General features: G+C 40.7%; 17 protein-coding genes and 2 tRNA genes. 12 read left to right on the forward strand and 7 right to left on the reverse strand.

Features of this window, described 5'->3' with window-relative positions; translation table 11 throughout:
* Window positions 1–151: 151 nt before the first annotated feature.
* The 9 genes from mtnK (at window position 152) to BUB92_RS08750 (ending at window position 11,254) form a co-directional block, all read left to right on the forward strand.
* Window positions 152–1,378 carry an S-methyl-5-thioribose kinase gene (mtnK, locus tag BUB92_RS08715; protein WP_073092964.1) on the forward strand — a complete coding sequence of 409 codons (1,227 nt, stop codon included), beginning with the start codon at window positions 152–154 and terminating at the stop codon, window positions 1,376–1,378.
* A 14-nt stretch (window positions 1,379–1,392) separates the two neighbouring features.
* Window positions 1,393–4,566 carry an AfsR/SARP family transcriptional regulator gene (locus tag BUB92_RS08720; RefSeq protein WP_073092967.1) on the forward strand — a complete coding sequence of 1,058 codons (3,174 nt, stop codon included), beginning with the start codon at window positions 1,393–1,395 and terminating at the stop codon, window positions 4,564–4,566.
* Between the two features lie 370 nt (window positions 4,567–4,936).
* Window positions 4,937–5,257, forward strand: coding sequence for a hypothetical protein (locus tag BUB92_RS11385; protein ID WP_143156913.1), 321 nt, complete (start codon window positions 4,937–4,939; stop codon window positions 5,255–5,257).
* The gene (locus BUB92_RS08730; RefSeq protein ID WP_073092972.1) at window positions 5,254–7,413 is read left to right on the forward strand and encodes a hypothetical protein; all 2,160 of its coding nucleotides are present in this window, start codon (window positions 5,254–5,256) and stop codon (window positions 7,411–7,413) included. The genes BUB92_RS11385 and BUB92_RS08730 overlap by 4 nt, the downstream gene beginning before the upstream one ends.
* 35 nt (window positions 7,414–7,448) lie before the next feature.
* The gene (locus BUB92_RS08735; RefSeq protein ID WP_073092974.1) at window positions 7,449–8,573 is read left to right on the forward strand and encodes a hypothetical protein; all 1,125 of its coding nucleotides are present in this window, start codon (window positions 7,449–7,451) and stop codon (window positions 8,571–8,573) included.
* A gap of 32 nt (window positions 8,574–8,605) precedes the next feature.
* Window positions 8,606–9,304, forward strand: a complete 699-nt coding sequence (locus BUB92_RS11255; RefSeq protein WP_084728433.1) for an RDD family protein — start codon at window positions 8,606–8,608, stop codon at window positions 9,302–9,304.
* A gap of 101 nt (window positions 9,305–9,405) precedes the next feature.
* Window positions 9,406–10,047: a hypothetical protein gene (locus tag BUB92_RS08745; RefSeq protein ID WP_073092977.1), complete on the forward strand. Its 642-nt coding sequence runs from the start codon at window positions 9,406–9,408 to the stop codon at window positions 10,045–10,047.
* 145 nt (window positions 10,048–10,192) lie between these two features.
* Complete coding sequence (locus tag BUB92_RS11545) at window positions 10,193–10,369, forward strand: hypothetical protein (protein WP_159432327.1); 177 nt, start codon at window positions 10,193–10,195, stop codon at window positions 10,367–10,369.
* A gap of 15 nt (window positions 10,370–10,384) precedes the next feature.
* Complete coding sequence (locus BUB92_RS08750; protein WP_073092979.1) at window positions 10,385–11,254, forward strand: right-handed parallel beta-helix repeat-containing protein; 870 nt, start codon at window positions 10,385–10,387, stop codon at window positions 11,252–11,254.
* A gap of 145 nt (window positions 11,255–11,399) precedes the next feature.
* Here the strand turns inward: BUB92_RS08750 and BUB92_RS08755 are convergent, their stop codons facing one another.
* The 7 genes from BUB92_RS08755 to BUB92_RS08785 form a co-directional block, all read right to left on the reverse strand.
* On the reverse strand, window positions 11,400–13,571 hold the full coding sequence (locus BUB92_RS08755) for a heavy metal translocating P-type ATPase (RefSeq protein WP_073092981.1): 2,172 nt from the start codon (window positions 13,569–13,571) through the stop codon (window positions 11,400–11,402).
* A gap of 15 nt (window positions 13,572–13,586) precedes the next feature.
* Window positions 13,587–13,952, reverse strand: a complete 366-nt coding sequence (locus BUB92_RS08760; RefSeq protein WP_073092984.1) for an ArsR/SmtB family transcription factor — start codon at window positions 13,950–13,952, stop codon at window positions 13,587–13,589.
* A 90-nt stretch (window positions 13,953–14,042) separates the two neighbouring features.
* The gene (locus BUB92_RS08765; RefSeq protein ID WP_073092986.1) at window positions 14,043–15,065 is read right to left on the reverse strand and encodes an AGE family epimerase/isomerase; all 1,023 of its coding nucleotides are present in this window, start codon (window positions 15,063–15,065) and stop codon (window positions 14,043–14,045) included.
* Window positions 15,052–16,221 (reverse strand): glycosyltransferase family 4 protein, encoded by a 1,170-nt coding sequence (locus tag BUB92_RS08770; RefSeq protein WP_073092989.1) that lies wholly within the window; start codon window positions 16,219–16,221, stop codon window positions 15,052–15,054. The genes BUB92_RS08765 and BUB92_RS08770 overlap by 14 nt, the downstream gene beginning before the upstream one ends.
* Window positions 16,222–16,299: 78 nt before the next feature.
* The gene (locus tag BUB92_RS08775) at window positions 16,300–17,667 is read right to left on the reverse strand and encodes a phosphomannomutase/phosphoglucomutase (protein WP_479725430.1); all 1,368 of its coding nucleotides are present in this window, start codon (window positions 17,665–17,667) and stop codon (window positions 16,300–16,302) included.
* A gap of 1 nt (window position 17,668) precedes the next feature.
* The gene (locus BUB92_RS08780; protein ID WP_073092991.1) at window positions 17,669–18,712 is read right to left on the reverse strand and encodes a mannose-1-phosphate guanylyltransferase; all 1,044 of its coding nucleotides are present in this window, start codon (window positions 18,710–18,712) and stop codon (window positions 17,669–17,671) included.
* Between the two features lie 162 nt (window positions 18,713–18,874).
* Window positions 18,875–20,248 carry an MATE family efflux transporter gene (locus BUB92_RS08785; protein ID WP_073092994.1) on the reverse strand — a complete coding sequence of 458 codons (1,374 nt, stop codon included), beginning with the start codon at window positions 20,246–20,248 and terminating at the stop codon, window positions 18,875–18,877.
* Window positions 20,249–20,510: 262 nt separating this feature from the next.
* Here BUB92_RS08785 and BUB92_RS08790 point away from each other — a divergent pair, with 262 nt between their 5' ends.
* The 3 genes from BUB92_RS08790 (at window position 20,511) to BUB92_RS08800 (ending at window position 21,611) form a co-directional block, all read left to right on the forward strand.
* Complete coding sequence (locus BUB92_RS08790; protein WP_242939036.1) at window positions 20,511–21,386, forward strand: YitT family protein; 876 nt, start codon at window positions 20,511–20,513, stop codon at window positions 21,384–21,386.
* 70 nt (window positions 21,387–21,456) lie between these two features.
* Window positions 21,457–21,531: transfer RNA gene (locus tag BUB92_RS08795), tRNA-Glu, on the forward strand.
* 4 nt (window positions 21,532–21,535) lie between these two features.
* Window positions 21,536–21,611 (forward strand) — tRNA-Val (locus tag BUB92_RS08800).
* Window position 21,612 lies beyond the last annotated feature (1 nt).

Below are 21,612 nucleotides of genomic sequence, written 5' to 3' on the forward strand. Positions count from 1 at the left end.
CAGGTGAGTATAATAGAATATATATTAGGAGCGGTAGAAAAAATAGATGAGGAAATCCTTATAGAATGTATAGAGAAAATACTTCCTGAGAGGAGGGAGGACCTGATGACTTTAGCGGAAAAGTGGAGAAGAGAGGGTAGGGAGGAAGGAAATGAGCGGAATTGATTATTTTAATGAGCTGAATTTAAAAGAATACCGGGCTTTGGATATTAAATCGGCAGCAGAATATGTTAAAAAACAGCAGCTTAAAGAAATTTTTGGGAGTGATGAAGAACTTATAGCAGAAGATATTTCTGACGGCAATTTGAATCTGGTTTTTCGTGTTAAGTCAAAGAACAGCTCCCGATCAGTTATTTTAAAGCAAGGACTTCCTTATGTGAGAAGGGTAGGGGAAAGCTGGCCTTTAACCCCGGTAAGAATCCTGGTAGAGATGAAAGCCCTTCAGATACATGGCGAAATATATAAAGAAGGAATACCTGAAGTTTACCATACAGATCCGGCCATGTTTTTAATAATTATGGAAGACCTCCATCCTGCCAAAACCCTCAGAGACTGCCTGATAGAAGGGGAATACATATCTGATATAGGAGTTAATATTGGAAGGTATCTGGGGCGAGTGATGGCTTATACTTCTGACTTCTTCCTCGATATAACCGCTAAAAGGAGAAATATTTCCCTGTTTTTAAATCCCGATCTGGTAAAAATCACCGAGGATTTGGTATTAACAAATCCTTACCACCCTGAAGGCTGGGGGAATAGGATGGAGGCCATGGAATATCCTGAAGTCAGGGCTTTACAAAATGATGTAGAATTTTTATCTAAAATCGCCGCATTAAGGGATAAATTTAATAATTATCCCCAGGCACTAATACATGGTGATCTCCATTCGGGAAGCATTATGGCAGGTGATAATCTATGTAAAGCCATAGATCTGGAATTTGCTACCTATGGCCCTATTGGTTTCGATATCGGTAATATCATAGGTAGCCTGCTAATCAACTGGATTGCCCAAGAAGGTCTTACCGACCAGCCGTATCAATGCAGGCAGTATAGAATGTATATTATGCAAATGATAGAGGATATTTGGGATACCTTTCGGGAGGAGATTTATAATGCATGGCTGAATATTGATAAAAGGAGATGGCCATCCCCCTATCTGGAAAAAATCCTTAAGGATATATGGGAAGATGCTATGGGTTACAGTGGAACAGAAATGATAAGAAGGACTATCGGCCTGGGTTACATTGCGGATCTGAAAAATATTGAAGATGTTCAAAAAAGAAGGCTGGCTGATAAAAAAGTCTTATCTCTGGCCCTTAAAATTATAAAAGAACCGGGAGATATTTATAAACTTAAGGAATATCTAAAAGAACTTTAAAAGGATTTGATTTTATGGATCCCATTATATCGACAAAACTCATATGTCCGGAACCACATAATATTTTTATCCGGGAAAGGCTTTTTGCCTTTTTGGAAGAATCGGGAGCCAAATTGATTGTTATTAATGCTGGTGCAGGTTTTGGCAAAACCAGCCTGGTTAGTTCCTTTCTTGCCTGGAGGAGGATTCCTTTTTTATGGTACCAGCTGGATCAGGAAGATAGTGACATTCATTTGTTTATGAAGTATTTAGAAGCAGGATTAGAAAAAATATCAGGAAATCATCCCCGCTTAAAAACAGGTAGCCCAGGGGAATTAAAAGATTATGTTGCTTTAATAATTAATAGTTTATCCTCATTATCTGATGGCCTGTATATAGTCCTGGAAGACTATCATCAGGTTGAGCATGCTCCATTAATTAATAGCTTGCTGGAAAAAATGGTTATCTATCTTCCCCCCCAGGTGAAGATAATATTAACTACAAGGAATATTCCCCCCTTACCCCTGGCAAGTTTTAGAGCTAAAGGATGGCTGAAAGAAATAGAAGGGGAAAAGCTTAAATTTACGCTGGAAGAAACCAGGGGGTTTTTTAAAGATTTGAATTTATCGGAGGAAGATATATTAAAAATATGGAAGAGTACTGAAGGCTGGGCTGCAGGTTTAAAATTAGCCAGATATGCCATGGAAATAGAGAGGAAATACGGTCTTTCCCACCCTGAAAAAACCTTTATTTCCTATGCAGATGAATACATAAGAGAAGAAGTCATTAATAAAATGTCACCTGAAATGGTCAGGTTTTTTGAGCAAACATCTATTTTAGACACCGTAGAGGTTAACCTGGCTGCAGAACTTACTGGATATGGGGAAACCGAAAAGCTTTTAGATGAAGCTGTGGTCAAAAATCTTTTTGTCACACGACTGGATGAAAACGAATATAGATATCTTCAGATGTTTAAAGATTATCTTGAGAGACGTCTGCTATCAGTATCAGGAGAAGATGAATTAAAAAAGCTCCATCAGACTGCCGGACACCTTTACTGGGAAAGGAAGCAAAAGATAAAAGCACTTAATCATTTGCTTCAGGCAGAAGACTACAGGAGTTTATCTCTGGTTATGCAGGATATAATACCCCAGATGATTAAACAGGGAGAGTATGAAAAGGCCAAAAGCTGGCTGGATAAACTCCCTGATAATATATTGAAATCATCCCCCTACCTGACGCTATATAGAGCGATGGCTGAGGTTTTTGGCGGTTTTGGATATAATCTACCTGAAGAATATTTGCATATTGCCCTTAAAGGATTTGAAGATAACCAAGATTATTATGGAATTGCCCAAACCTTAATGACAAAAGCAAATTATAACTTGCAGCGAGGTTATGGACATAATGCTTTAGAGGATGGCTTTAAAAGCCTGGAATACCTGGAAAAGATGGCAGATAATCTGGATACCGATAGCAAAAGTGAACTTTTAGGCGAGATTTACAGTATTATTTCCCAATCTTATCTTTTGCTGGAAAAATGGAATGAGTCAACCCTGTGGCTGCAAAAATCTATAGAAGTTTTTAAAAATAATTTATCGAGAAACAGAATTTCCTTTATGGCCAGGGAATATCAGTTTTTTATCTATCATCCCCGGCAAAACTTAAGGCAAGCATTAAGTGCTTTTCGTTTTGCCAGCAAAATGTGGGAAAATGCAGGTAATAGCCATGAATCATTAATGGCTAAAATTAATATGGCCATTATATATCGCATATTGGGTGAATATGATGTTGCCCGTGATTTAGTTGCAGCCTGTTTGGCAAAAGCAGAACAATCCGGGGATAATAGAGCTATAGCTTTTGCGTTGTTTACCCAGGGCCAGATCCAAAGGGATACAGGTCAAATTGATAAAGCTATCGAAGCTTTCCATGATGCTATTTTTCTGGGTGGTACTTTGGGCTTAAATCAACTTGAGGCGGCAGCTCATCACTGTCTTAGCAGTTTATATAGAAAAGCAGGAAATATTACGGCTGCATTAGAACACGGTCATGAAGCATTAAGATTAGCAGAAGTAATGGGTATTAATTATTTTATAGGACAGGCCAATATGAATTTAGCCATGATATACTGGGCGGCTGGCAAATTAGCTGAAGCCAGAGAAATTTTCAGTAAAGCCAGGGAGATTTTTATTGCCTGGAATGCCCAGTATGAATTGGCTCGCACTGATTTTTATATTGCTGCAGTTATGCTGGATTTGGGTGAAGATAACCAGGTAATAAATTCTTTTTTGGAAGAAGGCCTGAAAGTAGTTAAAGCAAATGATTACCGCTTTTTTTTCTATCGCGAAAAAGAAAATCTGGTTAAAATACTTAAATATTGTGCTGGTAAAGGTATAGAAAAAGAATATATTGATAATATCCTCAAGGAATGGGGAGAAGACAAAAGCTATCTATATAAGTTCTATGCTTTAGGAGCATTTAAGGTTTTCATTAATGACAAACCTATACCCGATAATATATGGAAAAACAATAAAGTTTTCGGCCTGCTTAGATATTTATTGATTAATAAGGGAAAAAAGATCGAAAGGGATATAATCCTTGATACCTTTTGGCCGGAAATGGATATGAAAACTGCTTCTGCTAACTTATCTTCCTGCTTATATACCTTAAGAAAAGCACTGGAGCCAGAACTGAAAAAAGCTGCTCATTCTAATTTAATTAAATATAATAAAGGGCATCTTTGGCTGGAACCTGGCGAAAATGTCTATTGTGATGTCTGGGAGTTTGTGGAGGAAGGAGAAAAGTTAATTCAAAACTGGGAAGGGAATGATGATACAAACCGGATTAAAAAGCTGGAGGCCATTTTATCCCTTTATAAAGGAGATTTATTTGAAGAATACCCTTATGATGACTGGGTAATTCCTTTTAGAGAAAGGATTCGGGAACTATGGTGCCAGGGTCAGGAAATTCTGGCTGATTGGGCAGTAAAGCACAATCAGATAGAAAAAGGCATTAAGATTTATAAAGAACTGATCTTAAAAGAGCCCTGCCGGGAGAGATATTATGAGGAACTGCTACAGCTGTTAATCGAGAGTGGCCAAAAAAAAGAAGCTTTGCAATATTATCAAAAATACGAAAAGACCCTTAGGGAGGAATTTGGCGTTTCTCCCGAAGAAAAGATTCAAAGATTGATTAAAGAGATTTTATAAAGTTGTTTCTATAAATTGTATTACTGCCGAACCCGGCAGTTTTTTTATATTTTCAGAAATATTTAGAATTTATTTAGAACAGGTTTAGATGGAAAAATTATAATAATTTTACTTGAAATAAAAATTTAGCAAAAGGAGTAAAGCGGTGGGAAAGGGAAAAAACAGATGGTTGTTTTTAGGTGGAATGTTTTTTTTAACTTTAGTTATTGCCTGGGCTGGAATTAGTTGGCTTCTTCAATTAATCAGTTTTTTCTGGATAGTAATTTTTTTGTTGACAGTTAGAGAAACCGTCCGGCAATTTCGCATCTGGGAAACATTAAAAGCTCAAACTCTCATTATATCAGCACTTTCCATAATAGCTGTACTATTTATGTTATTGATAATATACAAACCTTTTGCTTTAGGCAAAATCATGTTTTGGCTGGTTTTAGGCAGTATCGGAGGTATTGTATGGGGATTTATGAGTTACAAAGAGGCCAGGGAAAGTATTTTTACCGACCGTGGAACCTGGCTGGGATTTTTAGTCTGGAGTATTCTGGTGGCCATAATTCAATTTTTTACCCTTATAAGGGGAGTGTCATTTGAACCTTTGATTTCTCTGCTCTCTTTGCTGACTGGAATTATCGGTTTACAATACCTTACCCGGGCTATTCGTTACCTGAATTTGGCCAGGAAGGAGGGAGAACTATGAGAAAAAAATTATTCTGGATGGCGATTTTGATTACTACTTTTACAATAATCCTTTTTATAGATTATCCTTCCGTTAAGGCTCAGGGTACAGCAACCTTGCAAGATTTTGCCAGCGATCCTCAGGTACAATATCAAGGGTCAGCTCGTGAGCATCGCTATGATATATTTTATAACATACTGAGCAAATCTTATCCGTTAGATAATGGCTATTTTATTGAAAGGCATAGAGAGGGATGGGTAACTGAAAAAAGAGAGGATGGTACTGTTGTTACCCGTAGACCAGCTACGGATCGCGAAACTATAGCAGTTTGGGATTTTTATCTTACTGTTGAAGGAGTAGATTATGGTGGTTATACTCTGCCCGAAAACAGGTATGAACTATCTTCAGCTGCTGTAAATCAGCCTAACTGGCTGCAAAATATTGGGTATGTGGAAAAATTTATAATAGCTATAGAAAGGGATTCGGCTGGCAATTTATTTGTAAGACAGGGACTGGATGATATACTTTTTGGTGATTCTGGATTTCCTATGTCATCATCTATTATCAAAATGGAAATGACCGAAAAAGAAATCTATATGGTATTTGTAATGCAAGCTTATTTGTATAAACACTATCCTATAGAATACCTAACCCTTAAGGGTAAAATGAATGATTCAGGCACTTATGCTACCGGCACCTGGGAAAGGTTTAATGAAGAACTGGGACATGTATTTCTTTTTGGTTCGTGGGAAGCTCGCCTAAGAGAAATGCAAGCAGCACCTGCTGGGAAAAAGGAGGCAAGTCCAGTAAAGGAAACCCCTGCTCCTTCCTCTCCATCTGACTACTCAAAACCGTTATCTTCTGCAGAAAAAATGGCTGTAGCTGCAGGTTCTGCAGCTTTAATGGTGCTCGCTTTATCGCTTATGCAGGGAGTGCAAACTATTCCTTCCTCCAGTCAACCATCTCTGCTAAACCAGTTACAGGGCTATCCGCTTCCAAAAGATTTACCCAGAATTATTGGTGAAGATGGAAAGGAATATATATGGTATAAACCGGTAGGTGATTTGGCTGAGGAGCCTTTTTGGTGTCCGGTGGAGAGATATGAAGAAGACTTATGGCATCTAAGTCAAGGTCATGTTTTTGTCGATAATCAATGGCATGAGAGCGCACAGGCTGCCGCTCAAATGCAGCAAGCCCGGCAGCGGATGGCAGAAGATACACAGAGACAGTATGAGAAAAATCTAGCCGAACAGGCGGAACGCCTTAGAGCACAGGAGGAAGAAACTGACTTACTAAACAGGTATATTAGTGGAGAAGTAGATATTGACCTTTCAAGTCTGGGTTTAAGTGATAATCTGGCTCAAGCCTTTGCTAATGCCAGACGGGAACGCCTGGATTTTCAAAGGGATATAGCAGAGCGCAAAAGAGATATTGCTGCTATGGAAGCAGTTATGCAACAAAACCTTATAAGGCCTCTTAATCTTCTTTACTATGGAACTAAGACTCTTAGCTATACCGCAGATAAAATTATTGATGCTGGGGAAAAAGTTTTAAATGTAGGAAAACCAGTAGGAATAGGAACAGCAATTGCCATGCCTTACCGCATTGTAAGAGATATTGCAGGTGGTGCAAGTCAAAGCTGGAATAATCAGGTGATGATGTCAGAACAGCTTAACATAGATCCTATAACTATGCATGAACTGTTAAAGGAATTAGATGCTGGCAAAAAAATCGAAGATTTTCCCCCCCATGAGCGACCAAAAGTTGAGAGTATACAAAGGTACTTAAATACCTATAAGCAAACACCACGGGATATGATGGGACCAGATTTTCTTTTAGTTAATGAACAAACATGGGATCAAAGATTAAAACAGTGGACAGATGTAGTGGCAAAAGGTATCGGAAGCGGTGTATATGATACTGCTACGGGAGCTTTGGGGAACAAACTTAAAATCGGTGAGGCTGGAAAAATTACGCAATTGTCCTGGCAAACTGTAGCTAATACCGGGAAACAGCTGATAACAGATGGCAAGGTAGAACTTGATGTTGCCATAGCAGATGCAGGACTTAAGGTGATACGTCCTGATTTCAAATCACTTATACCTGATGCTATGCAGGATGTTTGGCGGGATGAACTGATTGACAAGTATAAAAACTGGAAGAAACCTAAAGATTAAAGGCAGCATTTTGCTCCTTGAAAGGAGGAACTAAAATGGAAACTAATCTAGGGGTTAATGAATGGAAATATCTGAAAAAAAGGTGGGGAGAAAAGGCTTCTGTCATATCCCCTCTTGGTTTAATAAATTTTGGAGCAGGGGAAGATATATTTTCAAAAGACCCGGAAATTGCTTTTATAGAATCTGGATGGCTTAAAGATAAAGATAATTTAACTGTGGAAGGGGAAAAAATCTTAAAAATACTTACCCAAACTCAGGCTTATGTTCATATTCATTATCAAGGATTACAGCAGCCTGTTGATATTATGATTCTTGATGCGGGAAGTAAAGGCAGAGAAACTGCCTCTATTTCCATGGCCGGGACTACAATATCGATTAAATATCCTGCTCCGGTTTATGAGATAGTGCAATTTCTCCAGGAATGTACAGGAAGCAGTCTGCTTAAAGGTATAGATTTTATAGTTTCCTTGCCTGAAGAAGAAGCTTTTCTTCTCGGGATTTGCCTGGATTTAGGGCTGCAGGCAAAATGGCTGGAAAAAGGAAAGGGGGTAAGAGGTTTTCCCTTTATTCTTACCCCACAATTAGTAGAAGCAGCTGTGAGGGAAGAACTGCTGGCTACGCGTTTTCCCATTAGCAATGCCTTAATAACCTTACAGAAGAAAAAAATAGAATGGAGTGCAAACCGAATAGAACAGGGCTTGCGTAGGTTGGCAGATAAGGAACTGTTTAAGCCGGCATCCCATGATTATAGTAAATTTGTTCTGGACGAAAAAACTGAGCACCTTATTTTGCGGCTTTCTAACCTGGGAACAAGGTTGGACTTAAACACGGTATGGCTGGGAGAAAAAAATAATCTTGACCCGGCCATACTTTATCGGGCAGAAGCTATATATCTTCAGTCTGGTGTTTTTGATATGCTGCGTATCGAACAGGAAGGAGAACAGGTAAATCTTAAAGGAATAGCACCGATTCAGCTTTTTGATGATATAGAGATTAGTTTGCGCTGTTGTATGCCTGGTCTTTTTGCTAAATCACCTTCTTTTACCCGGAGAGAAATAAAAATTGAACCACCACCGATGCCGAAAAAAAGTCAAGTGCCCGCTTCGCCACCTTTGGCTGATAAAAGGCAAGAGGCACAACCGCCTCCAATGCCTTCTTGAAATATAAAAAAATAATTCTGGGAGGTATAAAAATGGGAAAATGGTTTTTGCGAAGGGATAATACTGAATATGGTCCTTATGACTGGGAACAGCTGATAAGTTATGCCCGTGAAGGACGTATATTAAAAACTGACCTGATACGGGAAGAAAGCTCTGGCAACTGGGATTATGCCCAGAACATACCGGGTCTGTTTTCTCCTGCGCCTCCTCTTCCGCCAGCGCAGGGGACTATGCCATCAGCAGCACCCTATGCTTATCCGCCGCCAGCAGGTGCCAATATGGTACCCCCAGCTCCTTATGCCTCTCCCTCTGCAGAAATGGCTTTTGTAGGGGTCGGATTGCGTTTTATTGCTCTTGTTATTGACTCTTTTGTATTTTTTGTTCTGGGATATGTTATTGCTTTTATTACCGGAAATACAACTGCAGATGGATATGCTATGGAGGGAGCACCTGCTTTTCTGATGTTCATAATAGGAATTGCTTATTTTGTTTTAATGGAAGGAAAAACAGGTGGAACCCTGGGTAAATTAGCTTTAGGACTGAGGGTGCGCAAGGTTGATGGAAGCCCTTGTAGCATAACCGATGCCCTGGTCCGCAATATATTAAGGATCATAGATTTTCTACCCTTTTTCTACCTGCTGGGAATTATCCTCATCTGGACATCTCCCCGCAAACAGCGTCTGGGTGACCGGGTAGCCAGAACAGTGGTAGTAAAAGCATCCAGCCTTTAGATAGCTTTATAACCTGGGGTTTGCCTGTAAATCAAGGGAAAGGGGGGAGATCACAAAAATTTTTTTACTCTTGAAAAATATTATTAAGGAGGTAACAGATTATGGAGAAGAAAAGAAAAATGCTTTTTAAAATATGTCTGGTAATGGTTGCCCTTCTCTTTCTGCTGGCAGGATGTGGAGGCTCGGGGGCAAAAGATGCCGGGCAGACGGGAACCTCGCAGGTTTCGCCTTCGGCTGGCTCAGGTGAACAAGCAGTGAAACAGCCAAACAACATGAAGATCTTTAAGAGCAGCCAGTTAGGATATCAACTCGCCTATCCCCAGCACTGGATTTATGAACAAACTAATGAGCATACGGTTATTTTCAGCGGTCCTCAAGGTACAGAAGAATATTATACAACAGTAAATATCCAGAATGTTCTTTCCCGCGCTGCCGGCGGTAATTATGAAAACCTGCACGATTTCTTAAAGGATTATCAAAACGATATAGAAAATACGGGAGGAAAGGTGCTGGAGAAGGCAGAAGGTATGATGGACATCAGCGGGTATAACGTTCCCTATATCGAATTTACCTGCAACTTCTTCCAACAAGGAGAGGAATTTATGATGTGGACAGTTCTTATCCAGCGCGATGAAAATATTTTTCATCAATTTTCCTACACTGCTCCCCGTGATCTGTATGCGAAACATATTGAACAGGCAAGGGAGATTTTTAAAACTTTTGCATTTGTTGCTCCCATGTAGAAACAGATCTATTGTCTGCACATTTAATAGGTGAATTATTAGGAAGCCCATTTTTAAATGAGGGCTCTTTTTTCAGAGCCCCCGATAAATTATGGGGGTTAAGATGAGGAAAAGTTTGCCAATTAACTATTTAGGGGGTTTAGCTATGTCCAGGAAAGAAACTTTGTCTTTCTTGATTAAATTGTGGAAGGGAGGAGAAAGAGAACACTGGTTAGGAGAGATTGAACATATACAGTCAGGGGAGAAGGAAAAATTTACCGGCATTGATCCTATAAATGATTTTATCAAGAAAATTATAGATGAAAGCGGGCACCAGAAATAACAGGGAGGAAAAATTATGCGTAAAAAGCTATATCGGTTATCTATATTATTAATAGTTATTATGGCTTTGTTTATCATAACTGGCTGTGGGGGTAGTAAACCGACTCCATCTTCCGGACCTGAATCGAACTTGCAGGGGGAAAATGGGGAAGCAAAGGAAAAATATCCCGAATTAAAAGGCAAGGTAATTAATGTACCATCGGATTTTCCGGCTATACAAGCTGCTATAGATGCAGCCAGTGATGGTGATACAATTATTGTTGCTCCGGGAACTTATAATGAAAATATTAACTTTAAAGGTAAGAATATTACTGTACGTAGTACTAATCCTTCGGATTATAATGTTGTAAGTTCAACTATCATAGATGGCGGTGGCAGGGACTCAGTAGTTATATTTGAGAGTGGAGAAACCAGGGATGCAGTGCTGGAAGGTTTCACTATAACTAATGGTAAAAGCGATTATGGTGGAGGTATACGTATTGCTTCTCTGATGGCAAGGACTTCAGCAACCATAAAGAATAATATTATTAAAGATAATTATGCCGATAATGGTGGTGGAATTTTTGCTCAGATGTCCAATGCTGTTATTATTGGAAATACAATAATGAATAACACTACTGGTTCCACAGGTTCAGGTGGGGGAATTCTTGCAGGTGTAGATGCACAGCTTGAAATAATTGATAACCAGATAAAAAATAATCATGCGGGGATGTTTGGTGGTGGCATTAGAGTTGCTCAGGCTAACCCGGTTATTAAAGGTAATAAAATAAACAATAATACTGCTGAATACCACAGCGGAGTTGGGGGGTTAAGCATAACCCAGGGTGATGCTACCGTTCTGGAAAATAATGACATCTCAGGTAATCAGCCCCGGGATATAGATTAGTTCATAAAAAGTAAAAGTTTTATCAGGCTGTCGACAAAGTCATTGTTGGCAGCTGTTTTTAATTTATTTACAATAGAGTAATAAATTCCTAAAAAAGTAACAAATTGAAAAGATACCCCATTTTTCAACTATCTGAAGGCGGTGCTTATACACCGCCTTCTCTGTATTTAAGAAGCCTCATGCCGTTAAGGGTTACGGCGAGGGCTGTTCCTACATCAGCTACCACGGCCAGCCACATGGTGAGCATACCGGGGATTATGAGCAGGAAGATCAATAATTTTATGAGTACTGATGCTAGGATGTTTTGTTTTATGATCCTTACTGTCTGCCGGCTTAAGTTTATGATATAAGGCAGGAGGGACAGGTTGTTGGACATAAGGACTATGTCGGCAGTTTCCATAGCTATGTCGGTTTTTTTATGCCGCATGGCTATGCCTATGTCGGCAGAAGCCAGGGCCGGAGCATCATTTATGCCGTCTCCTACCATAGCCAGCCGGTATTTAGCCTTTAGCTCTTTTATGCTGGCTGCTTTTTCCGCCGGTAAAAGTCCGGATTTAAAATGGGCAAGGCCGATTTTATCTGCTATGCTGGCGGCTACTTTTTCATTGTCTCCGGTGAGCATAATTATCTCCTGTATGCCTGCCTTCTTAAGCCGGGCAACTGTTTCTTTAGCTTCTTTACGCAAAGTGTCGGCTATGCCGATAAGTCCCCATATTTTTGGCGGGGAAGCCAGGATGACCACGGTTTGTCCTGCCTTTTCCAGAGCGTCTATATCCTCTTTTACCGGGGTTAAGTCGATGCCGTTCTGTTCGATAAATAGAGGATTGCCGATATAATATTTGTTTCCGTCAATAATTCCATAAACTCCTCTTCCCGGAATGTTTTGAAAGTCGCTTACTTCCAGAGTTTCTATTTCTCTTAACCGGGCATACGCGGTTATGGCCTGGGCTAAGGGGTGTTCTGAATTTTTTTCCAGGGCATAGGCTATGCTTAAAAAGGCTTTTTCATCACCAGTTTTAAGTATAACCTGGCTTACTTCAGGTTCCCCTTTAGTTAAGGTTCCCGTCTTATCAAAGGCCATAGCCTGAATGCGTCCCAGTTCTTCCAGATAGCTTCCCCCTTTTATAAGCACTCCCCGGTGGGAAGCATTGCCTAAAGCTGAAACTATGGCTGCCGGGGTGGATATCACCAGGGCGCAGGGACAGGCAATAAGGAGAAGAGCCAATCCCTGGTAAATCCACTTATGGGCATCTGCTCCCCATAACAGTGGAGGAACGGCGGCTACCAGCAGGGCTAGCAGGATAACGGCCGGGGTATAGTAGCTTGCAAAACGATCCACTGTTTGCTGGGCCGGGGAACGCTCGGCCTGGGATTCTTCAAGCAGATATATGATTTTTTGCAAAGCTGTATCTTTATAAGGCCGGGTAGCTTTTATTTTTAAAATCCCGTTGGTATTTAAGGTTCCTGCCAGCACTTCATCTCCCGCTTTTTTGTATACCGGTACCGATTCGCCGGTAAGGGGGGACTGATCAACATCCGAGTTTCCGTCTACCACGATGCCGTCAACCGGGATTGTTTGCCCGGGACGCACCAGGACTATATCTCCGATTTCTATCTGGGACAGAGGTTTTATTATTTCTCCTTCTTCGCTTATAACCAGGGCTTCTTTGGGTGTCAGCTCCATAAGACTTCTTATGGAATTTCGCGTTTGGTCAAAGGTATAAGCCAGGAGGAAATTGCCCAGAGAATAGAGAAAAACTACTGCTATTCCTTCAGCTGTTTCGCCTATTAATATAGCTCCAATGACGGCGATTATAACCAGGGCATTAATATCCAGACTGCGCAGTTTAACCAGAGTGTTCCAGGCATTGCGGGCTGGCATTATGATGCCCCCGATTATACCGGCCGTGAAAAAGAGGTTAACTATCTCATATCTTCCGACGGTAAGCCATACCGCCAAGCCGGCCAAAAGGGTTATTCCTGATATAATTAAGCTTATACCGAAGGGATTTTTAAAAAGCAGATTTTCCAAGTCATCTTTTATCACTTTTTCGACCCTTCTTATCTCGCCGGCTTCCGTAGCTTCATAGCCTAAAAAATGAACAAGCCTTATGATTTCTTCTTTGATATCTTTTTCTTCTTTTAATGCCACCTTAAGCTTGCCGCTGGCAAAATTCAAGGAAGCACTGACTACTCCCGGAAGCTCCTGTACTGCTTTTTCCAGCTTGGCGGCACAGCTTGGACAGTCAAGCCCGGATACATAAAAATCAGCCTGAATTATTTTCATCTGATTGTTTTCTAAAACTGCTTCTGCCATTTTAAACCTCTCCCCTTATTCGTATACATGTTTCAATCCTTCTTTAAAAAGCTTTTCTACATGATGGTCATCTAGTGAATAAAAAAGGTTTTTGCCTTCCCGGCGGTATTTGACCAGTTTTTGAGTACGCAAAAGGCGCAGATGATGGGAAACAGATGATTCGGAAGAATCAGTTATTTCGGCCAGGTCGCATACGCAAAGTTCTCCCTGCATAAGGGCAAAGATGATGCGTATGCGGGTAGGATCGCCTAAGGTCTTAAAAATCTGGGCCAGTGCCTGGGCTTTTTCTTCGGGAAGCATTATCCTCTTTACTTCGGCTACCTTTTCTTCATGTACCTGATGAACCTCACAAAAATCTTCCCTGTGTCTGTCGTTTTCCATCCTCCACCTCCATATAAACATTTGAACAATTATTCATATGTTTAAGATGAGTGTAAATAAAAATATCCCTCGCTGTCAAGAGGGATATTTTTAAGAAGTTTTTTCCATATCAGCTTTTTCACGAAGGAAGCTTAACATGAGGGTGTCAGTGAGGAGAAGGGATATTACGGCTTCAGCTCCCTGGTTGATGTTTACCCCTTCCGGGGTAAGGGCATCAAAGCAGCCGCCGGTTTTTTTATCATAGAGAGGAAGGTTATTTATATTGTGTCCCCGGTACCATTTATGGGCAAGGATGGCCAGTTCCAGATATTCGCTTTCTCCGCTTACATTATAGGCTTCAAAACAGGCAAAGGCAGTAGAAGCGGCATCAACCGGCTGCTGGTCGTAGAAGGGGATTTTCTTGCCTTTATGGTACCATCCCCGGTTGCCTATTATATTTAAATGGCCTTTTTTGAAAAGGATGCTGTTTAGAAAATGCAGAGAATCATGCGCTATTTTGAGGGCTTTCTTATTTCCGCTTAGGGCATAATAGGCCCAGAGAGCCTGTGGCAATATGCCATTACAGTAAGTAAGGTAAGGCTCGAACCAGCGAAATTTTCTGGTATGACTGCTCTGGTAAAGAGAGATTAGAAATTCGGCCAATTTATGGCCGTAATTATCCATATATTTTTGTCTTTGCTTTTCATCTTCTATCTTGCATAAGCCCAGCAGGGTATAGGCAATGGCCCGGGGTGATGTAAATTTAAGGCAAGAAGCTATAAAGGCCGTGTGCATATTCTGACACATGGTTTTTATATCGGGAAAAGGGCTATTAAGGCCCAGGCTGCAGGCCAGAAGAGCCCTTCCTATGCTGTCCGCGGAATCCAGGTGATGGTAGTAGGTACCGTTAACCTGCAGGTTGGACCAGCGTCCATCAGGCCTTATAGCATTTAAAAGCCAGGATGCATACTTATATGCCAGTTCATAACCTTCTTCCATGTGAAGAGCTATAATTAGTGCCCGGGCATTATCATCCAGGGTATATCCGCTTAAAGGGTCGGGAGAACCTAAATGGGCAAACTGAAGTATGCCGTTTTCATCGGTGAGGCGCATAAGATGCCTATAGTCCAGCATAGTTTAGCTTTTGTTCTCCTTTGCTGTTTTGTATAATTTTTCTTATGAAGCAGGTATATTCCTGGCCTATACTGGGCCATGACCATTTTTGCCCCAGCTCGTAAGCACGGGACTGTAATTTTTCTTTAAGTTCCCGGCTCCCTAATATCATTTTGATCAAGCAGGCTAGTTCATGAGGATCTGCCTTGGATGCCAAAAGCCCTCGCTCATTTTTTAAGACTTCTAAAGCATAGGTATAGCTTGTAGATACAATGGCCCGGCCGCAGCCGATAGCAAAGGTTAAAGTGCCGCTTACCGCCTGGTCTTTATTGGGATATGGGCTGAGATAAATATCAGTAAGATAGAGATATTCTCCCAGTTCTTCATCAGATAAAAATTTGTTTACGAATTGAACATGGTTTTCTAAGTTAAGCTCTTTTATTAAATGGATTAACATCTCCCGATATTTTTCCCCTTCCCGGCTTTTGAGCATAGGATGGGTTTGTCCTAAGATGAGGTATTTAGTCCCGGGATATTCTTTTACTACTTCGGACATCGCTCTAATACCCAGTTCTAAGCCTTTGCCCGGGCCGATAAGGCCAAAAGTGCTTATTATCTGGTATCCGGTTAACCCATATTTAGCCTTGAGGATTTCAGGGTTTTCTTTTTTAAAAGGAGGTACTCCGTGACTGATAACTTTTATTTTATCAGGGTTTACTTTATATAATCTGGTTAAAAGATGAGCCGAATGTTCTGTCATGCATACTACTCCCTCGGCTCTGGAACATAATTTTTGCAATGTATTAAGCTGTCTTTTTTGCGGCCGGGGCAGAACGGTATGGGTTACTACGATATATGGTTTATTCAGGTTTTCTGTAAAATTAAGGATATAGTTTCCGCTTTCTCCACCGTATATGCCGTATTCATGCTGAACTATTACCAGTTCAATATCAGGTGTATTGTTTATAAGAAGAGCTGCTTGCTGATAGTCGGTTTTTTGCTGCTGTTTTATATTAAAAATAACTTCTTCCCCATAATTATAATTATAGTTGCTATCTGAAATTGCGATGATCTGTACTTTTTCCCCGTTTATTTCCAGGCTGTTTTTTAAATCTTTGGAAAAAGTAGCTATACCGCATTGTTTGGGGGGGAAGGTGCCTAAATTTACAATAGACAAGGTTATTGCCTCCTTAATAAATTTTTTAAATATTTTTCCATATATTGCTATAAAGTATACCTTACCATTTTTTAAAAGTTAGGATATTTGAGCCAAAAAATCGAAGATTTCTTTTTTTATTTTTTCCAGATTTTCGGGGGAATCCCCCTCGCAGCGGACAATGATTTCAGGACCTGTATTGGAAGCGCGCACCAGTCCCCAGCCATGGGGAAATATTATACGGGCTCCATCGATGTCAATGATTTTGTAATGGTTCTTAAAATGGTTTAATGCTTTTTCTACTATTGCAAATTTTTCTTCATCACTACTTTTTATTCTCAGTTCAGGAGTAGCATGGTATTTAGGTATATCAGATAACATCTGGCTTATCTTTTCGCCTTTATGCGCCACCAGTGAAATAAGGCGGGCTCCGGCATAAACTGCATCATCAAAGCCGTAATATTCATCAGCAAAAAACATGTGGCCTGACATTTCCCCGGTAAATACAGCTCCGATTTCTTTCATTTTAGCTTTTATAAGGGAATGGCCGGTTTTATACAGGACAGGTTTTCCGCCCAGCCGGTTTATTTCATCAATAAGGCTCTGGGAACATTTTACTTCTACTATGGCCGGGGTACCAGGATAGCGGGGAAGTATATCCCGAAAGAAAAGTATCATCAGCATATCTCCCCATATCAGGTTTCCCTGGTCGTCTACTACCCCGATGCGGTCGCCATCTCCATCGATACCGATGCCGAAATCGGCTCCGGTTTCTTTAACTTTGCGGGCCAAATCCTGCATGTTTTCAGGAGCAACCGGATCAGGATGGTGGTTGGGAAAATGAGGGTCAGATTCGCAGTACAGCTCTATTACTTCACAGCCCAGGCTTTTATATATGTAAGGGGCAAAAAAGGAAGCCGTACCATTTCCGCAATCGAGGACTATTTTTAATTTGCGGGGAAGAGGGCCTATTTTGTTTTTTATCATTTCGGCATAGACGGGGAAAATATTAACATTTTCCTTAAATCCGGGCCTTCCGCTTAAGGACTGTTTTTTTTCTGTTAATTCCCTTATATGCTGGATTTCCTCACCATAGATGGTGGATTCCCCTAAAAGGAGCTTCATGCCATTATATTCTTTAGGATTGTGGCTGGCAGTGATCATAATGCCAGCTTTGATAGCAAGATGACGGGCAGCAAAATAGAACATGGGGGTTATTACGGTTCCTAGATCAACAATGTTAAAGCCAGATTCCAAAAGGGCATTGACAGCTATGCTGTGCAGATGGGGAGATGATTCCCGGTTATCCATGCCGAGGAGCATGGTGTTTTCTCCTTTTTTATGAGCGTAAAAGGCAAAAGCCCGCACAATATTATCCATATTTTCAAAAGTAAGATCTTTCCCTACTATGCCGCGGATGTCATATTGCCTGAATATATTTTTAATCTTAATCTCCTCCTTAGTAATATTACAAAAGGTCGTAGCGCCCGATTTTTTGGAGTATATGTGTAATTTCCCGCATGTCCTGGCATTTATCACGGTGGCTTATAAACACTATATCCTCCGTTTCCACTACCAGCAGATTTTCTACTCCGAACAGAACCAGGGTTTTTTCCTTTTGTCTGGCTATACAATTACCTGCATCTAAGAATAAGATGTCGGAACCGAATGCGATGTTTCCGTATTCATCTTTAGGATGTATTTTTTCTAATGCATTCCAGCTGCCTAAGTCGCACCAGCCAAAATCGGAAATGACTACAGCCAGCCGGGATGATTTTTCGGCTATGCCGTAATCTATGCTTATGTCCGGCATTTCTGCGTATGAATTTATATAGAATTCAGGACCTTTTTTTATTTTTTCATATATTTCCGGAAGATTATGAGCAAATTCCTCTAAAAAGGTTTTAACCTTGCCGATATATATGCCTGAATTCCACATATGATTACCGCTTTTTATGTAACTGAGGGCAGTTTTAAAATCAGGCTTTTCATAAAAGGAGTTAACCTGATATACCTCCGGGATTTGCCCTACTTCTAGTTTAGTTTTTTCTATATAGCCGAAACCGGTTTCAGGACGATCAGGTTTGATGCCGATGGTAGTTAAGTGGCCGGCCTTGGCGGCTAGACAAGCTTTTTCTATCGTTGCTGTGAACTTTTGCAAGTTTAATATATGATGATCGGCGGGGAAGAAACCGATTATATCATCTATGTTTTCTGCATAGTAAGAGAGAATCAGTCCTACGGCAGGAGCCGTATTTTTGCTCTCTGGTTCGCTTATGATCTGGATGTTGTTTTTATCTGGATGCTGGCTTATCAGTTCTTCAATCGCTTTTACTAGACTCTGATTAGTTAAAATGATTATTTTTTCTGAGCCTGCCTTTTTTAGCCTGTCAATAGTATGTTCCAGCATAGATTTTTCATCTACCAGCTGGCAGAGCTGTTTGGGGCGAAAACTTCTGCTTTCCGGCCAAAGCCTTAAGCCTTTGCCCCCGGCCAGAATAACTGATAACATATGTATTTACCTCCCTGCTCGCCTTAATGAGATGGTGGAATTTAATAAACGGCTTAAATATTAAATATGAAATTATGCCTCTTAATAGTATTAACCGCAGGGAAAAATAATATAACTTATTTTGACAAAAAAATACCTCCCCTGGGGGAGGAGGGGAGGGACTTATGAAGCAGCTGTTTCGGGGAAGCCATGTTTTTCTAGATGTTTCATATATCTCATAAAGACCAGGGCGGTTATAGTTATGGAGATGAAATCGGAAAAGGGGAAGGCCAGCCATATGCCTTTTATACCCCAGAACCTGGGCAGGATAAATAACAGGGGGAGTAAAAGTATCACCTGGCGCAAAAGGGAAAGCCACATGGCAGTAAATCCTTTGCCCACCGCCTGAAAAGTGCTGGACATTATTATGGAAGGACCTACGAGAGGAAGCAGCCAGGTTATGTTGCGCATAGCGATTACTCCCAGTTCTATCAGCTCAGGATCCTGGTTAAAAATAGAAACCAGCTGAGCAGGAAAAAGTTGAAACCCTATAAAACCTATGCTCATTAGGATAAATGCTCCCAGGCGGGCTTTTTTGATAGCTGATTTCATACGGCTTAAGTTTCTGGCTCCGTAGTTGAAACCTACAATAGGTATGAGTCCTTGATTTAGCCCGAAAAGGGGCATGAATATAAGGGATTGCACCCGGAAGTATATACCCATAGCAGCAATAGCGCGATATCCATATGGAGCCAGGCTGTGGTTTAGGACGAGCAGTATAAGGCTTCCTACCAGCTGCATGATCATGGAAGGAAAACCTACTTTATATATTTCTTTAAAAATAAAGAGGTTAAATTTGAAACTTTTCAGCCTGGGTGTTAACTGGCTTTGATGGCTGAAAAAAAGATAGTGCAGATTAATTCCGGCTCCGGCTGCCTGGCCTATGAGGGTAGCGATAGCTGCTCCCTTAACTCCCAGGGCCGGGAAAGGGGCGATGCCGAAGATGAAGAAAGGGTCCAGGACCATGTTGGTTATAGCCCCGGTGACCATTGACCGCATAGGTATGCCGGCATTGCCTTCGGCCTGAATCATGCTCCCTGACATCATAGCAAAATATTTTAGTATGCTTCCCAGAAAAATAATGTTTATATAGTCATAACTCATGGGGTAAAGTTCAGGAGTAACCCCAAAGATAGCGAGGATTTGTTCTATATATAGCAGGCCTACGACTACGGTAATGATCGCATATATGAAAACGATCAAAAGGCCGTGTTCGGCTGCATTTACTGCATCATTAACTTTTTTGGCCCCCAACCGGCGTGAGATAATAGAGGTTAAACCTATTCCCGTTCCGGAAGCGATAGCAATCATAACCATTTGAATAGGAAAACAGATGGTTAAGGCGGCAATAGCTTCTCCCGTACCTATTTTTCCTACCCAGAAGGTATCGACAATATTGTATAATGCCTGGATAGTCATGCCAATCATGGCGGGAAGGGACATGGTTATAAGCAGTCTTCCTATGCTGTCTTCGCCTAGATTGCCTTTAAAGCGCATAATTGTCCTCCTGCCGTTTTTGCTAATTACTTAACTTAATATAATTGATACAGGCAGATGAAAGCAAGCAGAACAGGAAGAGGGATTTTTATTTAAAGGCCAGTGATTTTACATGTTTGCTTTGCACCATTTTTAAACTGGCGATAAATTGTATATTTTTTACTTGTATTTAAATCGGGGACTGTATATAATACAGCCTGTTTTTATTTTTAAAAATATATGAGAAAATAAATCCAGGAAAGGAGGAGGAGCTAGGGTGAGTATGCCGATAAAAAAAGGAATAAGCAGTTGGGGTGAACAGGTTTCCTGGAAAGATATTATAGGTATAATAGCAGGTTCTATTATTGTAGTTATTGCTATACAATCTATACTCATACCGGCTAAAGTTTTAACTGGTGGGGTTACAGGTATAGCTATTGTTTTACAATTTATTACCGGAATAGATGTATGGGTATGGTTTATACTCCTTAATATCCCTATTTTTTTGGCCGGCTATAAGTTTGTAAGCCGCCGCTTTGTTTTTTACAGCTTATTTGCTACTTTGCTGCAGACAGTCTTACTGGGTATTATGCCGCCTATTGACCTTAATCTAGATAATCTTTTGCTGGCGGCCATTTTTGGGGGAGCTTTAAATGGATTAGGATCAGGAATTATTCTGCGTTATAAGGCTTCTTCAGGCGGGATGGATATAATAGCAGTTATAGTAAAAAGAATATGGGGATATAGTATAGGACAGACTTTTTTTATTGGCAATCTGGTGGTTCTGGCTCTTTCCCTGGCAGTGTTTAACCTGGAACTAGCTTTGTTTTCAGCTATATCGATATATGTTTTTTCTAAAACTTTGGATGCGGTAGAAGCAGGCCCCAATGTTACCCGCACAGCTATGATAATATCCGAACAGGCGGAAGCTATAGCTTATGCTATCATGAATGATCTGGGGAGAGGATGTACTTACATACCGGCTGAAGGTGCTTATTCGGGGAGACAGAGAAAAATTATTTTGGTGACTGTAGGTAAAACTCAGCTGCCCAGGCTGAAAGAAATTGTGTTTCAGATTGATAGTGAGGCATTTATAATAATAAATGAGACTATTGAAGCTTTTGGCAAAGGTTTTAGCCCCAGCAATGTCGATTTTTAAATGGGAGATAAAAAGTATTGACTTTGGGCTATAAAACATGTAAAATAACAATCGTTGAGCAGGTAAAAAAGGCCCCTTGGTCAAGTGGTTAAGACACCGGCCTTTCACGCCGGTAACAGGGGTTCGAATCCCCTAGGGGTCACCAATTGGGGCGATTAGCTCAGCTGGGAGAGCACCTGCCTTACAAGCAGGGGGTCGTAGGTTCGAGCCCTGCATCGCCCACCAT

The organism is Thermosyntropha lipolytica DSM 11003 (assembly GCF_900129805.1).
GTDB classification, from domain to species: Bacteria; Bacillota; Syntrophomonadia; order Syntrophomonadales; family Syntrophomonadaceae; genus Thermosyntropha; species Thermosyntropha lipolytica.

What these genes read in the sequence shown, in the direction of transcription:
- BUB92_RS11545 (WP_159432327.1), top strand. Translation starts at nt 10,193, where the DNA reads ATGTCCAGGAAAGAAACTTTGTCTTTCTTGATTAAATTGTGGAAGGGA.
- BUB92_RS08760 (WP_073092984.1), bottom strand. Translation starts at nt 13,952, where the DNA reads ATGGAAAACGACAGACACAGGGAAGATTTTTGTGAGGTTCATCAGGTA.
- mtnK (WP_073092964.1), top strand. Translation starts at nt 152, where the DNA reads ATGAGCGGAATTGATTATTTTAATGAGCTGAATTTAAAAGAATACCGG.
- BUB92_RS11385 (WP_143156913.1), top strand. Translation starts at nt 4,937, where the DNA reads ATGTTATTGATAATATACAAACCTTTTGCTTTAGGCAAAATCATGTTT.
- BUB92_RS08785 (WP_073092994.1), bottom strand. Translation starts at nt 20,248, where the DNA reads ATGCGCTTTAAAGGCAATCTAGGCGAAGACAGCATAGGAAGACTGCTT.
- BUB92_RS08755 (WP_073092981.1), bottom strand. Translation starts at nt 13,571, where the DNA reads ATGGCAGAAGCAGTTTTAGAAAACAATCAGATGAAAATAATTCAGGCT.
- BUB92_RS08735 (WP_073092974.1), top strand. Translation starts at nt 7,449, where the DNA reads ATGGAAACTAATCTAGGGGTTAATGAATGGAAATATCTGAAAAAAAGG.
- BUB92_RS08745 (WP_073092977.1), top strand. Translation starts at nt 9,406, where the DNA reads ATGGAGAAGAAAAGAAAAATGCTTTTTAAAATATGTCTGGTAATGGTT.
- BUB92_RS08750 (WP_073092979.1), top strand. Translation starts at nt 10,385, where the DNA reads ATGCGTAAAAAGCTATATCGGTTATCTATATTATTAATAGTTATTATG.
- BUB92_RS08780 (WP_073092991.1), bottom strand. Translation starts at nt 18,712, where the DNA reads ATGTTATCAGTTATTCTGGCCGGGGGCAAAGGCTTAAGGCTTTGGCCG.
- BUB92_RS11255 (WP_084728433.1), top strand. Translation starts at nt 8,606, where the DNA reads ATGGGAAAATGGTTTTTGCGAAGGGATAATACTGAATATGGTCCTTAT.
- BUB92_RS08765 (WP_073092986.1), bottom strand. Translation starts at nt 15,065, where the DNA reads ATGCTGGACTATAGGCATCTTATGCGCCTCACCGATGAAAACGGCATA.
- BUB92_RS08790 (WP_242939036.1), top strand. Translation starts at nt 20,511, where the DNA reads ATGCCGATAAAAAAAGGAATAAGCAGTTGGGGTGAACAGGTTTCCTGG.
- BUB92_RS08730 (WP_073092972.1), top strand. Translation starts at nt 5,254, where the DNA reads ATGAGAAAAAAATTATTCTGGATGGCGATTTTGATTACTACTTTTACA.
- BUB92_RS08720 (WP_073092967.1), top strand. Translation starts at nt 1,393, where the DNA reads ATGGATCCCATTATATCGACAAAACTCATATGTCCGGAACCACATAAT.